Here is a 15,115-nt window from a genome sequence, read left to right on the forward strand (position 1 = left end):
TTTTTTTTAATATAAATACAAGATGGATATAATAAGTATAACGATTGGTGTGATCGCCGGACTGGTTCTTGGCTTTATCATTGCAAAAGTGCTCGAGAAAAAGAATGTCTCCCGAACACTTTCCACCGCCAGAAAAGAGGCGCAGCATATTGTTAAGGAAGCTAAGAACGAAGGTGAAAGCATCAAAAAAGATAAGATCCTCCAGGCAAAAGAAAAGTTCCTGGAGCTAAAAGCCCAGCACGAAAAAGAGATCATGGCGAAAGACAAAAAGATCTCTGAAGTAGAAAAGCGGGTACGCGATAAAGAATCGCAGGTCTCTAACGAATTGGCTAAGAATAAGAAATCGAATGCCGAACTCGATGAGAAACTAAAGGATTATAACCGCCGACTCGATTTCCTCGAGAACAAGAAAAGCGAGATCGAGAAAATGCACCGCGCCCAGGTAGAGCAATTGGAGGTGATCTCCGGACTTTCTGCCGAAGATGCCAAAACCCAGCTTATAGAGTCGCTTAGAGAAGATGCTAAGAACGACGCGATGTCCTATGTGCAGAATACCCTGGAAGAGGCTAAACTAACGGCTCAGCAGGAGGCTAAGAAGATCATTGTAAATACCATTCAGCGTATTGGTACCGAAGAGGCTATCGATAACTGTGTGTCGGTATTTAACCTCGAGTCAGACGATGTAAAAGGAAGGATCATTGGTAGAGAGGGAAGAAATATTCGTGCCCTTGAAGCTGCTACGGGAGTAGAGATCATTGTAGATGATACTCCGGAAGCGATCATTCTTTCTTGTTTCGATTCAGTAAGACGTGAGGTTGCACGTTTATCGCTGCACCGCCTGGTAACCGACGGCCGAATTCACCCTGCACGTATTGAAGAGGTGGTAAAAAAGACGACCAAACAGATCGAAGAAGAGATCATCGAAGTAGGTAAGCGTACCGTGATCGACCTTGGTATTCACGGATTGCATCCTGAATTGATCAAGGCGGTAGGTAGAATGAAATACCGTTCGTCTTACGGACAAAACCTGTTACAACACTCACGTGAGGTGGCTAAGCTATGCGGGGTAATGGCGGCAGAGCTCGGACTCAACCCGAAACTGGCAAAAAGAGCAGGTCTCCTGCACGATATCGGGAAAGTGCCGGAAACAGAAACAGAAACGCCACACGCCATCCTCGGTATGGAGTGGGCAGATAAATACGGTGAGAAGCCGGATGTATGCAACGCCATTGGTGCGCACCACGACGAGATCGAAATGAAGACCCTGCTGGCGCCTATCGTACAGGTGTGTGATGCGATTAGCGGAGCAAGACCAGGAGCCAGACGACAGGTACTCGATTCGTATATTCAGCGTCTTAAAGACCTCGAAAATATTGCCTTCGGATTTGTAGGTGTTAAAAAAGCCTATGCCATCCAGGCCGGTAGAGAGCTCAGGGTGATCGTAGAAAGTGAAAAGGTGAGCGACGATAAGGCATCACAGCTTTCCTTTGAGATCTCCCAAAAGATACAAACCGATATGACCTATCCGGGACAGGTTAAAGTAACCGTGATCCGGGAAACAAGAGCGGTGAACATCGCGAAATAATAAGTTATAAAGTAGAAAAGAGCCGGGTATATCCCGGCTTTTTTTATGTTTTCTTTAAATCTTAGGTGTCGCTATTTTTCATACTTTTTGAGGTAGTTCTCCCAATTACCTGCTCACTGTGTTCAATAGTATAAGAACATGGACCGCCAAGCCTTCACTCTCAGAACCTGCTTTTACCTGTTACTATTTATTTTCTATGCTTGTTCGTCAACTGATGATGCAGACCTGACCACTCCGAATCCCGCTGAGGCATCAGAGCAAAATGTCGGTGATGACAACCCCTCTGAAGAGGGTGATCCTAATGACACCTCCGGGGGAGAAGATGAATCGAACGACGGAGCTTCAGATGATGAAGCTACAGCAGGTAATAGTGTTTCGGTAACCTCAGATTGTTTCTGGGCCGAAAAGACCGCCTCTGCTATCGAACGTCTGGAATCACAAACTGCCTTGATCGGAGGTCGTTTATACACCTTTGCCGGATTTACCCATAGCCTGGAGATCAGTGCGCAAACCGAGATCCTTGACCTGGAGACCGGGACGTGGACCTATGGGGCGCCTATGCCAGTAGCGGTAACCCATATGGGGGCAGCGGTCGTCGACGGCAAGGTGTGGATCGTTGGCGGATTTGAAGGGGATCACCCCGGGGTGGCAATTGATGCCGTACAGATCTATGACCCGCAAACAGACACCTGGTCAGCAGGTCCGGCTTTACCCTCACCGCGGGCAAGCGGCGCTGTGGTGTATCTCGATGGGGCTTTGTATTATTTCGGAGGTCTCGAGGCCGATCGTCAAACCGATGTGGCTGAACTATTAGTGCTTGATGTGGATCAACAGTCTCAGGGGTGGCAGCAAATGGCCGACATGCCCGTGGCCAGGAACCACCTCGGAGGTGTGGTATATGGCGGACGTATTTATGCGGTTGGCGGACAAACAGGACATGATGGTGCTCGCGACGATCTTGCTGTGGTTCACGCTTATGATCCCGGGACAGACCGCTGGGAGCAGCTCGCTGATCTGCCGGAAGACCGCTCGCATTTTGAACCGGGTATATTCACCTTGGGAGATAAGATCCTGGTGGCAGGGGGCAGAAGCGATGCTGAATATGCCGACGACGTACTCATCTATAACCTCCAAAATGACACCTGGGAGGTGTTGTGCGAACTCCCTGCACCTTTGCTTGCTCCCGTTTCAAGGGTGTATAAAGAGCAACTTTACGTGGTCAATGGGGGAGATGAAGGAGTGTGCTGTCCGTTGAGCAATGTGTGGGTTGCCGATCTTATTGTCGACTAGAAGATCATAAGGTTTTTCACAAGCCGTACCCGATTTCCTAAGGAAGGCGTAGGTGCCGGAGTTTTAATTCCGCTAAAAAGGTCGTAATTTCAAGCGATCAAATGAGAGATATGGAATTAGAGAAATACATTCGCGATATCCCGGATTTTCCAAAACCGGGGGTCCTGTTCAAAGATATTACCCCTTTACTTCTCGATCCGGGAGCTATGCGTGAAACCCTTGGGCGACTTCTGGAAGGAGCTCCGAAACATATCGACAAGGTAGTAGGTATGGAGAGCCGCGGATTTTTATTCGGGATGGCCTTGGCTCACGAGCTTAATTGCGGATTTATTCCGGTGCGTAAACCGGGGAAATTGCCGGCAAAGACCATAAAACAGTCTTTTGACCTGGAATATGGGAGCGACATCCTGGAGATCCATGAAGACGCTATAAAGCCTGGAGAGCGCATCCTGATACACGACGATGTGCTGGCTACAGGGGGAACAGCAGAGGCAACCGGAAAACTGGTAGAGGAGTTAGGAGGAGAGGTGGTGCAGTACAATTTCCTCATCGAATTACAGGCCCTGAACGGGCGCAAGCGACTTAACGGAAAAGAAGTGCACGTGATCTTTGGGTATTAGCCCAATGCACGGAGGGTTACCCATGCGCGATACCCGATAATGGCCAGTTGAAGTTTGCTGGCTTTGGAAATATCAAGTCTTCTTTTGGTAAACGACGGCAGGATGATCTGATTGATCTTTGCCAGGGTCTTGAAAAATGTTTGCTTCATTCGTAGTAGTTTGGTGCAAATGTAGGAATAATAATAACACCGGATTCGGGGTTCGTGGAGTTCACGTTAATAGTTCTCTGGCTGTTCTTGTGGAAAGATGAGATCACTTTGCAAGCCGTTAATTATAAACATAAAACCACCCGTTTCTACACCGGGTGGTTTTCATATTGGTTAGCTGTTATGTGGTCCTGAGCCTACTGTTTGGTTTTGATCAGGATGGCTGCAGGTTTTCCGTATTTCTCCTGTGCTTTTTTTCCTTTGATCACTTCCATGTGGTCGATATCGTCGGGAGAAAGGGCTTTCAGGTCTTTTTCGGTAGCTTCCTTTCCGTCGATAAAAACAGCAGTGGTCTTAAGGTCGATCTCGTTGATGGCTGGGGGTGGGGGCGGACTCATAGTTTTTTTCTGAGCTTTTGCGGTAGTGATAAGGATCACGCCATTCTTTCCCTTTTCACCATAAGCTGCAGTTGCCTTATCTCCTTTTAAAACCTCTATGGATTCAATGTTTTCGGGGGCTGTCGTGCTCATAACATTTTCGCGGGTTTCTTCTCCGTCAATAATGTATAAGGGCTGTGTTTCGTTTAGTCGCACCACGTGTACTTTGTCATCTTGCGCTGCCCCAAGCTTGATCACTTCGAAACTTGTATTATCGGTACTATCTGCCACGCCCAATTTGCGGACTACGACCTCTACTTTTTCAGTGAGCTCGCCAGCGCTATCGATGCTTCCCGATACTTTTTCTTCAAGAACGATGAACTTCGCGTCTTTATCGCTGTCTGAAGTTGTGGTCCAGGTGGCATTGCTCTTACCTCCCTTGATCACGAAATGGTTGCCCTCTTTTTCGCCCTCGGAGGAGGTGATTACGATCATTTCTTTGCCTTCGGTTGGTTCAGTCATTTTTCCGATCCATTTGAATTCTTGTTCTTCAGTTGCCTTCTTTCCGGTGGTTACGTAAACACTTCCGTCTCCTGAAGCAAGCATATAGATGTCGGCAATACCTTCCTGATTTTCATATACTCCTCCAGCACTATTATTGTTATAACTAAAATAAACGTTGATCTTCGTGATCATTCCTGCCTTATCGCGTTTTAATTTTTGCCATTTCAGGGTCCCTCCTTTGGCGGCTACAGCCGAACGGACAGCCTCAAGTTGCTCGTTGGTCATGTCTTTATTGATCGTGAATTCGATCTTTTCTTGGGGAAGAGCTGCAGTCTGTTCGGCCATGGCATTCGGTCTGTTAACCGCCTCTGTGATCTGGTATTGTGCTACGGTTTTGACATTAAATAGCAGTACGAAAACAATAAGTGCCGGGACAGCGATCCCGAATTTCCACAGTTTTGTGGGGTTTGATGGTTGTTGGTGTAACATAACGATTCGTTTTTTGATTAATGAATTAATAAATGGATTGATGATTGATAATTGTTGCGGACTTAAATGTTGTTTTAAAAGGATGTATTGGTATTTTCTTGTAGAAACGTTCTTGTTGCTTACCTCCCGGTCTGCTAGGTATTCCAGGTTCTGAGCGACATCTTTTCGGTACAGCCATGCGATCGGGTTGATCCACATGAAAATAGTGAGTAAATGCATGAACACAATATCCAAGGAGTGATGCTGTTTTACATGCACACCCTCGTGTGCCAGGATCACCGAAGCGTCATCTTCATTTCTTAATGCCTGCGGTAATACGATGTAATTAAAAAAGGAGAAAGGCGCCTTAACCTCATTTGAAAAAACAAGATGAAGTCCTTTATACGTTCTCCGTTGAGTGGCCTTGCTAATAAGCCGGTACAGCGAAGCGAATTGTATAAGCAGTTTGAGACTAAACAGGAGCACTCCGCCTATATAGATGTAAAACAGCATGCCCTCGAGGGTCACTGCCGGATCCTGAGTCACTGGTGGAGGTGGCGGTACTCCGGTATCCGTGGTCTGGGTAAGGGCTACCTGGATGATCTCCACCTTTTCAATGACCCAGAAGGGTAAGGCCAAAGCGGTGAGGGCCCCAAGGATCAGGAACCTTCGGTTGTGCGTGAAAAAGGTTTCCCTGGTGAGTACCGTTTTATACACTACCCAGAATAGGAATAGTAAAGCACTCGCCTTGATGATATAGGTGAAAAATGCATCGTACATCATGACTTGTCTAATTTATCCAGGATCTCCCGGAGTTCTTCAGCACTGATCTTCTCTTCCTTAGCAAAGAATGAGACCAGGCTTTTATAGGAGTTATTAAAATAATCTTCAATAGCCGAAGAGATAAACCGCTTGCGGTAATCTTCCAGGCTTACCAGAGGGTAGTACTGGTGTGTTTTGCCGTACGCCTTGTGACTCACATATCCCTTATCTTCGAGATTCCTGATAATTGTAGACAAGGTATTGTAGTGGGGCTTGTCGGCACCTTTATCAAAAGCCTCAAGCACATCTCTTACAAAAGCCTTTTCCAGCTTCCAGAGCACTTTCATGACTTCTTCTTCCTTGTTGGTTAATTTTTCCATTGTACTGAAATTGTGGGACTAAACTATAACTATAAAAATAGTTATGCAACTAATTTTGTAGTTTTTTAACTAAAAAAGCAGGAGTAGGTAGTGAATTCAGGGTATTTAAGATGGAATGCAGTAAGAGAAGGAGGGAGACCTTAAATTATGATTATCTTCGTTCTGTTAAAAATCGCGAAAAGAAAAGAATGAATCTGTTATTTATTGTTTTAGGGCTGGTCTTATTGGTGATGGGCGGGAACTGGTTATTGAAAGCAGCAGTGGCACTTTCGCTAAAGCTGGAGATCCCTAAGATCGTGATCGGGATGACCGTGGTATCTTTTGCGACCTCTGCACCGGAGCTCATCGTGAGTGTGAATGCAGCCTTTGATGGATTCCCGGATATCGCCATGGGGAATGTGATTGGTTCGAATATTGCCAACCTCGGATTAGTTCTGGCGATCACCTTGCTTTTAGGGGCTATGGAGGTGGAGCGCAGTTTTTACAAGACCGACTGGCCGGTGATGATGATCGCTTCTCTTATGCTGTACTTTTTTGTGGCCCTTGACGGTGTCTTAGAGCGTTATGAAGGTGTGATCATGTTCGCTTTTCTGGTCGTATTCCTCATCTACCTGCTCAGGTTTCAAAAGCCTGCCGTGATCGATGAGATGCCTGAAGACGATGAGCCATTACCATTGCATAAATTAGTGCTGTATCTCGTTATTGGGGGCGTGGCTCTCTGGGGAGGCTCAGAACTATTGATCGACGGAGCGGTTGGTATGGCCCGTTTTTACGGGGTAAGTGAGCGGGTGATCGCGGTAACCGTAGTTTCTGTTGGTACCAGTATCCCTGAATTGGCGGCTTCTGTCATTGCGGTGATCAATAAAGAAAAGGCCATTTCCCTAGGGAACCTCCTTGGGTCTAATGTATTTAATATTCTTGCCGTGCTGGGAATAACCTCCATGATCATGCCGGTTACCATAGATGATCAGGGATTGCTCAATAACGATATCTACTGGATGCTTGGCTTTGCCTTTATCGTATTGCCTCTGGTGTTTATTCCGCGAGGCCTAAGATTGGGCTGGCGGGATGGCCTGGTGTTGTTGGCGGGTTATGGTGTATTTACCTATCTAACCGTGATGTCGTAATGTATCATAAAAAAAGCCACCTTGAAGAAGGTGGCTTTTGTATTTATGGTAGCAAGGACTATTTCTCTGCGCCCTTTACGGTCTTGATAATTCTACCGGCTACTTTGTATGGGTCTGCGTTTGAAGCAGGACGACGGTCTTCTAACCATCCTTTCCAACCTTTCTCTACAGTGATGATCGGAATACGGATCGATGCACCACGGTCTGAAACCCCGTAAGAGAACTGGTCGATAGACTGCGTCTCGTGAAGTCCGGTAAGACGCTCGTCGTTGTAAGCTCCGTACACTTCAATGTGTTCTTTGGTTACAGGACGGAAGGCTTCACAGATACGGTCGTATACTTCTTTGCTTCCTGCCTCTCTCAATGTAGAGTTAGAGAAGTTAGCGTGCATACCAGAACCGTTCCAGTCTCCTCGAACAGGTTTTGGGTGAAGTTCTATATAGTATCCGTATTTTTCAGTAAGTCTGTTCAACAGGTAACGTGCAACCCAGATCTCATCACCGGCTTTCTTAGCACCTTTTGCGAAGTTCTGGAATTCCCACTGTCCCGGAGCAACCTCCTGGTTGATCCCCTCGATGTTAAGACCAGCCTCAAGACAGATGTCAAGGTGCTCTTCAACGAGGTTACGACCCCAGGTGTAACGTCCGCCAACAGAACAGTAGTACTGTCCCTGTGGTCCTGGGAAACCACCTCTTGGGAATCCTAGAGGAAGGTCGGTTTTATTGTCCATGATAAAGTACTCCTGCTCGAAACCGAACCAGAAATCATTATCGTCATCATCGATCTGCGCTCTACCGTTAGAGGCGTGTGGAGTACCATCAGGGTTCATTACCTCGGTCATCACCAGGTATCCGTTTACTCTTTCCGGATCAGGATAGATAGCTACCGGCTTAAGAAGACAGTCTGAAGAACCTCCTTCTGCCTGCATGGTCGAACTTCCGTCAAATGACCAGATCGGACAGCTTTCCAGTTTACCGTCAAAATCTTCTACAATTTTAGTTTTGCTACGTAACTCCTGGGTGGGTGTATATCCGTCCAGCCAGATGTACTCAAGTTTAGCCTTGTTCATAATAGTGTTGCGTTTAAGTAAAATCATTTAGATGGAGCAAAAATAAAATAATTGCACTAAGTACACCATAAAAAAGAGGGGTGATTTCAAAAAACTATCAACATTTTTATTGACACCCTCGAATTTTGAAGGGGAGATAATCTTTTAATGGTATTTTTGAGGAAATAATGCCTTTTTTCGAAGGGTGCCCCCTTTAAGTTTGGGGGTACGTGCTGAAATATAGGTAAGGGGTTATTTTCGTAACTTGATAAATCGATTAAAATAAACAACTTAAATAGCGCGAATGTATGTCAAAAATCAGATTTGATTCGGTCAGGGAAACGTTTCGCAGGGAGCCCATGCCTGTTGCTTCCAGAGGAAAGCGTTCTGAACTCTTTGGAGTAAATGTCTTTAATGAAATGGTCATGAGGGAGTCCCTGTCTAAAGAGGCTTATAATAGTGTGATGGCTGCCATAGAGGTAGGCAGTCGTATCGACAGGAAACTGGCCGATGAGATCGCCTCGGCCATGAAAAACTGGGCCCTCTCCAAAGGAGCAACCCATTATACGCACTGGTTTCAGCCATTAACGGGCGCCACGGCAGAAAAGCACGATGCCTTTTTTGAGCCCATTTCCAACGCCCATGCCGTAGAGAAGTTCGGTGGTGCACAACTGGTACAGCAAGAACCCGATGCTTCGAGTTTTCCGCATGGAGGAATAAGAAATACCTTTGAAGCCCGTGGGTATACTGCCTGGGACCCTACTTCACCGGCCTTTATTTACGGCACTACCTTGTGTATCCCTACCGTATTCGTTTCGTATACGGGGGAGGCCCTCGATAATAAGACGCCTTTATTACGTGCATTACAAGCCGTAGACCAGGCGGCTACCGAGGTGGCAAAATATTTTGATAAAACTGTGACCAAAGTGATCGCTACGCTCGGGTGGGAGCAGGAGTATTTCCTGGTGGATAAAGCGCTTACCAGTTCGCGACCCGACCTGGTGCTGGCCGGACGAACCCTTCTGGGGCATTCGCCTGCTAAAGGACAGCAGCTCGACGATCACTATTTTGGATCGATCCCCGACCGGGTGCTAAGCTATATGCGCGATCTGGAACAGGAATGTATGCTTTTGGGTATTCCCGTAAAGACACGTCATAATGAGGTGGCACCTAACCAGTTCGAACTGGCGCCCATCTTTGAGGAGGCAAACCTGGCAGTAGATCATAATTCCCTGCTGATGGATGTGATGGATAAGATCGCAGCCAAGCACAATTTTAAAGTGCTCTTTCACGAAAAGCCTTTTGCCGGGATCAATGGTTCGGGAAAACACAACAACTGGTCCCTGTCGACCAATACAGGAGTGAACCTTCTGAGTCCGGGATCCACGCCCATGAAGAACCTGCAATTTCTTACGTTCTTCATCAATACGATCAAGGCGGTACACGATCACGAAGAATTGATCCGTTCGGCTATCGCATCGGCTACCAACGATCACCGTTTGGGGGCTAATGAGGCACCACCTGCCATTATCTCTGTATTTATAGGCTCTCAGTTAACCAAGGTTCTCGATGAGCTGGAAGATGTGTCAAAAGGAAAACTCTCTCCAAAAGAGAAAACCGACCTCAAACTTAATGTGGTCGGAAAGATCCCGGAGATCCTGCTCGATAATACCGACAGAAACAGAACTTCTCCCTTCGCCTTTACCGGGAACAAGTTCGAGTTGAGAGCCGTAGGGTCTAAAGCCAATTGTGCCAAACCCATGACCGTTCTTAACAGTATCGTGGCCAATCAACTTATCGAGTTCAAGAAAGAGGTAGACCACCTTATTGATAAGAAGGGACTCAAAAAGGACGAAGCGATCTTTAATGTGCTCAGAGAATACATCAAAGCCTCGAAGAAGATACGTTTTGAAGGTGACGGGTATAGTGATGAATGGGAGAAGGAAGCGGCCAAACGCGGACTCTCTAACAATAAGACCACCCCGGAGGCACTAAAAGCCTCGGTGTCGGAAAAGACCATGAAGCTCTATGAATCCCTCGGGGTGATGAATGCCCGGGAGGTACATGCCCGTTATGAGATCGAACTGGAAGAATATGTCATGAAGGTGCAGATCGAAGGTCGCGTGCTTGGCGATATTGCCAGAAACCACGTGATCCCGACAGCTATTGGTTACCAGAATACGCTTATTGAGAATGTTCGCGGACTCAAAGAAGTATTCGGTTCAGAATTTAAAGACCATGCCGCAGAGCAGATGGAACTCATCAAGTCGATCTCCGGCCATATCGCCGGCATCAATTCTCTGGTAAATAAGATGACCGATGAAAGGCGGGCAGCCAATAAACTAGGGACGGCCCAGGAAAAGGCAGCAGCCTATTGCAATAAAGTGCTTCCGTATTTTGAGGAGATCAGATACCACTGCGATAAACTGGAGCTCATGGTAGACGACGCCCAATGGCCGCTCACCAAATACAGAGAGCTCTTGTTTACCAGATAGTAAATAACAGAAAGACCATGCGAAAAAGATGATAAATCCACACTTCGTTATTAATCCGATTTTTAATTACGTACGTCGAATACTCATCTATTGTGCTGAAAATAAGCTCATAATGATTTTCTGAATTGGAAGCATTTATTATATTTGATATGCTATTAATCAATTTAAAACAAGTGACACAGTTGTGCTTTAAGCAGCACAGCAGTCACTGAAAGGGGTAAGAGAGTTAAACAACTCTCGAAAACACACGAACCATTGTTCGTGTGTTTTTTTTTATCCCTATTTTTGTGCAAAATTTCGAGTTCATGAGTTCTGAAGTGAGTAAAAGATATGCCCAGAGAGGGGTTTCAGCTGCTAAGGAAGATGTGCATAACGCCATTAAAAATGTAGACAAGGGATTGTTTCCCCAGGCATTCTGTAAGATCGTTCCCGATCACCTTACCGGGGATAACGATCACTGCCTGATCATGCATGCCGATGGTGCAGGTACCAAATCGTCTTTGGCTTATATGTATTGGAGAGAGACCGGAGACCTATCGGTTTGGAAGGGGATCGCTCAGGATGCACTCATCATGAACATCGACGACCTTTTGTGTGTAGGGGCAACTTCGAATATCCTTCTGTCTTCTACCATTGGTCGCAATAAGAACCTGATACCGGGAGAGGTGATCTCTGCCATTATTAATGGTACAGAAGAACTCATTGCCGAGCTTAAGGAATTTGGTGTGGAGATCCATTCTACAGGCGGAGAAACTGCCGATGTTGGAGATCTCGTGCGTACCATTATCGTAGACTCTACAGTTACCGCCCGAATGAAAAGAAGCGATGTGATCGATAATGCCCGTATCGAACCCGGAAATGTTATTGTAGGGCTTGCTTCTTTTGGGCAGGCTACTTATGAAAAGGAATATAACGGGGGGATGGGAAGTAACGGATTGACCTCTGCCCGTCATGATGTATTTTCTAAATATCTCGCAGAAAAATATCCGGAAAGCTTTGATCACGAAGTGCCGGAAGACTTGGTGTATTCCGGAGGTGTAAAGCTTACCGATACGGTAGAAGGCTCGCCTTTAGATGCCGGAAAACTCGTGTTGTCCCCAACCCGTACTTACGCTCCGGTCATAGCCGCCATCCTGAAGAAGGTAGGTGCAAAAGCTATTAACGGGATGGTACACTGCAGCGGGGGAGCCCAAACCAAGATCCTTCATTTTGTAGACGGAGTACATGTGATCAAGGATAATATGTTCCCGGTACCACCATTATTTCAACTGATACAGGAACAATCGGGGACCTCATGGGAAGAAATGTACCAGGTATTTAACTGCGGTCACCGTATGGAAATTTATACCAACGAGGAAGTTGCCCAAGAGATCATCGCCATCTCAAGATCATTTAATATTGATGCACAGATTGTTGGAAGGGTTGAGTCTTCAGATACTAAAAAATTGACCATAAAGAGCGAAAAAGGGGTGTTCTCATACCACTAACCGTTCATCCGGAAAAATGTATATTTTAACGGAGTAGCCGCATGGTTACTCCGTTTTTTTGCAATAAACATAATTTTCTTTGGTGCAAGTTGATTTTTAAAAAATGAAAACTTTTAATTTTTTTACTAACGTTAATATGTTGCAAATCAAGATATTAACAATTCATTTTTGATAACTTTTGAAAGAGGGGTTTCCGAATAGGTTGATTTATTGCATACATTTACTTCAGTTCTCATTTATTTCAGTAACCAAAAAAAAATTATAGTTAGCTTATGCAATCCGGTACAGCAACTGCAGCAAAAAAGACCTATACTCAGGAAGAGGCTTATGAAGCGTCCCTGAAGTATTTTAAAGGTGATGACCTGGCCGCCCGTGTTTGGGTGAACAAGTATGCCCTGAAAGACTCAGATGGCAACATTTTTGAAAAGACTCCTGACGATATGCACAGAAGGATCGCCAGCGAGATCGCGAGGATCGAATCTAAGTATGCTAATCCGATGACGGAGCAGCAGATCTTCGATCATATTAAAAACTTTAAATACATCGTTCCACAGGGAAGTCCGATGGCGGGTATCGGAAATCCATACCAGATCGCTTCGCTGTCGAACTGTTTTGTGATCGGAAACGATGGGATGTCTGATTCATACGGGGGCGTGATGAAGATCGACCAGGAGCAGGTACAGTTAATGAAAAGACGAGGAGGCGTGGGGCACGACCTTTCTCATATCAGACCTAAGGGGTCCGGAGTGAAGAACTCTGCACTCACTTCTACAGGACTGGTTCCTTTTATGGAGCGTTATTCGAATTCGACCAGAGAGGTTGCTCAGGATGGTCGTAGAGGAGCGCTTATGCTTTCGGTATCTATTAATCACCCGGATGCAGAAGATTTTATCGATGCGAAGATGGAGCAGGGCAAAGTTACCGGAGCCAATGTTTCTGTTCGTATCGACGACGACTTTATGAAGTCGGTATCAGAAGGGGGAGAGTATGTTCAGAAATTCCCTATCCAAAGTGCTAACCCTAAAACAAGTAAAGTGATCGAATCCCGCAAGCTTTGGGATAAGATCGTTCACAATGCGTGGAAATCGGCGGAGCCTGGAATCCTTTTCTGGGATACGATCATCAGAGAATCGGTGCCAGACTGTTACTCAGACCTGGGGTATACCACTGTATCTACCAACCCTTGCGGAGAGATCCCGCTTTGTCCTTATGACAGTTGCCGTTTGTTGGCGATCAACCTTTTCTCTTATGTGGAGAATCCGTTTACCGATAAGGCGAAGTTCAACTTTGAGCTCTTTAAAGCACATGCCGAAGTGGCTCAGCGTATGATGGATGATATCATCGATCTCGAACTGGAAAAGATCGACAATATCCTGGCCAAGATCGATGCCGATCCTGAGACCGAGGAGGTGAAGCGTGTAGAGAAAAACCTTTGGTTAAATATCCGTAAGAAAGCTCACGAAGGAAGACGTACCGGTATTGGTATCACTGCAGAAGGTGATATGCTTGCTGCCCTTGGAATGCGTTACGGTAGTGAAGAGGCTAATGATTTCTCTGTTGAGGTGCATAAAACACTTGCGCTTGCAGTATACCGCGGTTCGGTGAACCTCGCTAAGGAAAGAGGGGCGTTCACGATCTACGATACGGAAAGAGAAAAGAACAATCCGTTCGTACAGCGTATCAAAGAGGCCGATGAGGAGCTCTATTACGAGATGTCTGAGCACGGAAGAAGAAACATCGCCCTGCTTACCATCGCCCCAACCGGAACGACCAGTTTGATGACTCAAACCACTTCGGGTATCGAGCCGGTGTTCCTTCCGGTATATAAAAGAAGAAGAAAGGTGAATCCTAACGATAAGGACGTGCGTGTAGACTTCGTTGATGAGGTTGGAGATTCATGGGAAGAGTATATCGTATTCCACCACCGCTTTAAAGAGTGGATGGAAGCCAACGGTATCGATACCACTGCCAACTACAGTCAGGAAGAACTCAACGAACTCGTTGCCAAGTCGCCTTATTATAAAGCTACTTCAAATGACGTAGACTGGCTGAGTAAGGTTCGTCTGCAAGGAAGAGTACAGAAATGGGTAGATCACTCGATCAGTGTGACCATCAACCTTCCTGCCGACGTGAACGAACAGCTCGTAGGAGAGCTTTATCTTGAAGCCTGGAGAGTTGGATGTAAGGGAGTTACCGTGTATCGCGATGGTTCACGTTCAGGGGTGCTTATCTCTGCCGATGAAAAGAAAGAGGAGGAGAACGACAGCCTGGAACACTTCCCGCTTACAAGACCTGAGGTGCTTGAAGCTGAAGTGGTGCGCTTCCAGAACAATAAAGAAAAGTGGATCGCCTTTATGGGGCTTATCGACGGGAAACCTTACGAGGTATTTACCGGACTGGCCGATGATGAGGATGGAATTCTTCTTCCAAGATGGGTGACCAACGGATATATTATCAAGAACAGAAATGAAGACGGAACCGGAAGATACGACTTCCAGTTCGAGAACAAGCGAGGATACAAGACCACGATCGAAGGACTTTCTCATAAATTCGATCCTGAGTACTGGAACTACGCTAAGCTGATCTCGAGTACGCTCCGTCATGGAATGCCTATAGAAAAAGTTGTCGATCTGATCAACTCTCTGCAGCTCGACAGCGAATCGATCAATACCTGGAAGAACGGTGTGGCCCGTGCCCTTAAGCGCTTTGTGCCGGATGGTACAGAGATCAAAGGCCAGACCTGTTCAAATTGTAAAGGCGCGAACCTGATCTATCAGGAAGGATGTCTTACATGTAAGGATTGTGGTTCATCTAAGTGCGGTTAAC

The 15,115-nt window shown here is 46.2% G+C and carries 11 protein-coding genes; 7 read left to right on the plus strand and 4 right to left on the minus strand.

Features of this window, described 5'->3' with window-relative positions; genetic code table 11:
- Nucleotides 1-22: 22 nt before the first annotated feature.
- The 3 genes from rny to IS446_RS04865 all read left to right on the plus strand — a co-directional run bounded on the left by rny (nt 23) and on the right by IS446_RS04865 (nt 3,495).
- The gene (gene rny / locus IS446_RS04855) at nt 23-1,585 is read left to right on the plus strand and encodes a ribonuclease Y (RefSeq protein WP_203058882.1); all 1,563 of its coding nucleotides are present in this window, start codon (nt 23-25) and stop codon (nt 1,583-1,585) included.
- Nucleotides 1,586-1,723: 138 nt separating this feature from the next.
- A complete protein-coding gene (locus IS446_RS04860; protein WP_203058883.1) occupies nt 1,724-2,875 on the plus strand; it encodes a Kelch repeat-containing protein in 1,152 nt (383 codons plus the stop codon).
- Nucleotides 2,876-2,985: 110 nt separating this feature from the next.
- Complete coding sequence (locus tag IS446_RS04865; protein WP_203058884.1) at nt 2,986-3,495, plus strand: adenine phosphoribosyltransferase; 510 nt, start codon at nt 2,986-2,988, stop codon at nt 3,493-3,495.
- Here IS446_RS04865 and IS446_RS04870 read toward each other — a convergent pair.
- From IS446_RS04870 to IS446_RS04880, 3 genes are all read right to left on the minus strand, one after another.
- A complete protein-coding gene (locus tag IS446_RS04870) occupies nt 3,492-3,644 on the minus strand; it encodes an SsrA-binding protein (RefSeq protein ID WP_203058885.1) in 153 nt (50 codons plus the stop codon). The genes IS446_RS04865 and IS446_RS04870 overlap by 4 nt on opposite strands.
- Before the next feature lie 194 nt (nt 3,645-3,838).
- Nucleotides 3,839-5,773 carry a M56 family metallopeptidase gene (locus IS446_RS04875; RefSeq protein ID WP_203058886.1) on the minus strand — a complete coding sequence of 645 codons (1,935 nt, stop codon included), beginning with the start codon at nt 5,771-5,773 and terminating at the stop codon, nt 3,839-3,841.
- Nucleotides 5,770-6,132, minus strand: coding sequence for a BlaI/MecI/CopY family transcriptional regulator (locus IS446_RS04880; RefSeq protein WP_203058887.1), 363 nt, complete (start codon nt 6,130-6,132; stop codon nt 5,770-5,772). The genes IS446_RS04875 and IS446_RS04880 overlap by 4 nt, the downstream gene beginning before the upstream one ends.
- 188 nt (nt 6,133-6,320) lie before the next feature.
- On the opposite strand from IS446_RS04880, the gene IS446_RS04885 reads away from it, so the two are divergent.
- Nucleotides 6,321-7,259, plus strand: coding sequence for a calcium/sodium antiporter (locus IS446_RS04885; RefSeq protein ID WP_203058888.1), 939 nt, complete (start codon nt 6,321-6,323; stop codon nt 7,257-7,259).
- 58 nt (nt 7,260-7,317) lie between these two features.
- Here IS446_RS04885 and IS446_RS04890 read toward each other — a convergent pair whose 3' ends face one another.
- Nucleotides 7,318-8,328: a glutamine synthetase beta-grasp domain-containing protein gene (locus IS446_RS04890; RefSeq protein WP_203058889.1), complete on the minus strand. Its 1,011-nt coding sequence runs from the start codon at nt 8,326-8,328 to the stop codon at nt 7,318-7,320.
- 287 nt (nt 8,329-8,615) lie between these two features.
- Between IS446_RS04890 and IS446_RS04895 the strand changes: the two genes are divergently transcribed.
- The 3 genes from IS446_RS04895 (at nt 8,616) to IS446_RS04905 (ending at nt 15,114) form a co-directional block, all read left to right on the plus strand.
- Complete coding sequence (locus IS446_RS04895) at nt 8,616-10,802, plus strand: glutamine synthetase III family protein (RefSeq protein WP_203058890.1); 2,187 nt, start codon at nt 8,616-8,618, stop codon at nt 10,800-10,802.
- A 305-nt stretch (nt 10,803-11,107) separates the two neighbouring features.
- Nucleotides 11,108-12,289, plus strand: coding sequence for an AIR synthase related protein (locus IS446_RS04900; RefSeq protein WP_203058891.1), 1,182 nt, complete (start codon nt 11,108-11,110; stop codon nt 12,287-12,289).
- Between the two features lie 272 nt (nt 12,290-12,561).
- Complete coding sequence (locus IS446_RS04905) at nt 12,562-15,114, plus strand: adenosylcobalamin-dependent ribonucleoside-diphosphate reductase (protein ID WP_203058892.1); 2,553 nt, start codon at nt 12,562-12,564, stop codon at nt 15,112-15,114.
- The last annotated feature ends 1 nt before the right edge of the window (nt 15,115 follow it).

Source organism: Robertkochia sediminum (assembly GCF_016786255.1).
Lineage (GTDB): Bacteria > Bacteroidota > Bacteroidia > Flavobacteriales > Flavobacteriaceae > Robertkochia > Robertkochia sediminum.

Coding starts and splice junctions, on each gene's coding strand:
- rny (WP_203058882.1), top strand. CDS start 23: ATGGATATAATAAGTATAACGATTGGTGTGATCGCCGGACTGGTTCTT.
- IS446_RS04860 (WP_203058883.1), top strand. CDS start 1,724: ATGGACCGCCAAGCCTTCACTCTCAGAACCTGCTTTTACCTGTTACTA.
- IS446_RS04865 (WP_203058884.1), top strand. CDS start 2,986: ATGGAATTAGAGAAATACATTCGCGATATCCCGGATTTTCCAAAACCG.
- IS446_RS04870 (WP_203058885.1), bottom strand. CDS start 3,644: ATGAAGCAAACATTTTTCAAGACCCTGGCAAAGATCAATCAGATCATC.
- IS446_RS04875 (WP_203058886.1), bottom strand. CDS start 5,773: ATGATGTACGATGCATTTTTCACCTATATCATCAAGGCGAGTGCTTTA.
- IS446_RS04880 (WP_203058887.1), bottom strand. CDS start 6,132: ATGGAAAAATTAACCAACAAGGAAGAAGAAGTCATGAAAGTGCTCTGG.
- IS446_RS04885 (WP_203058888.1), top strand. CDS start 6,321: ATGAATCTGTTATTTATTGTTTTAGGGCTGGTCTTATTGGTGATGGGC.
- IS446_RS04890 (WP_203058889.1), bottom strand. CDS start 8,328: ATGAACAAGGCTAAACTTGAGTACATCTGGCTGGACGGATATACACCC.
- IS446_RS04895 (WP_203058890.1), top strand. CDS start 8,616: ATGTCAAAAATCAGATTTGATTCGGTCAGGGAAACGTTTCGCAGGGAG.
- IS446_RS04900 (WP_203058891.1), top strand. CDS start 11,108: ATGAGTTCTGAAGTGAGTAAAAGATATGCCCAGAGAGGGGTTTCAGCT.
- IS446_RS04905 (WP_203058892.1), top strand. CDS start 12,562: ATGCAATCCGGTACAGCAACTGCAGCAAAAAAGACCTATACTCAGGAA.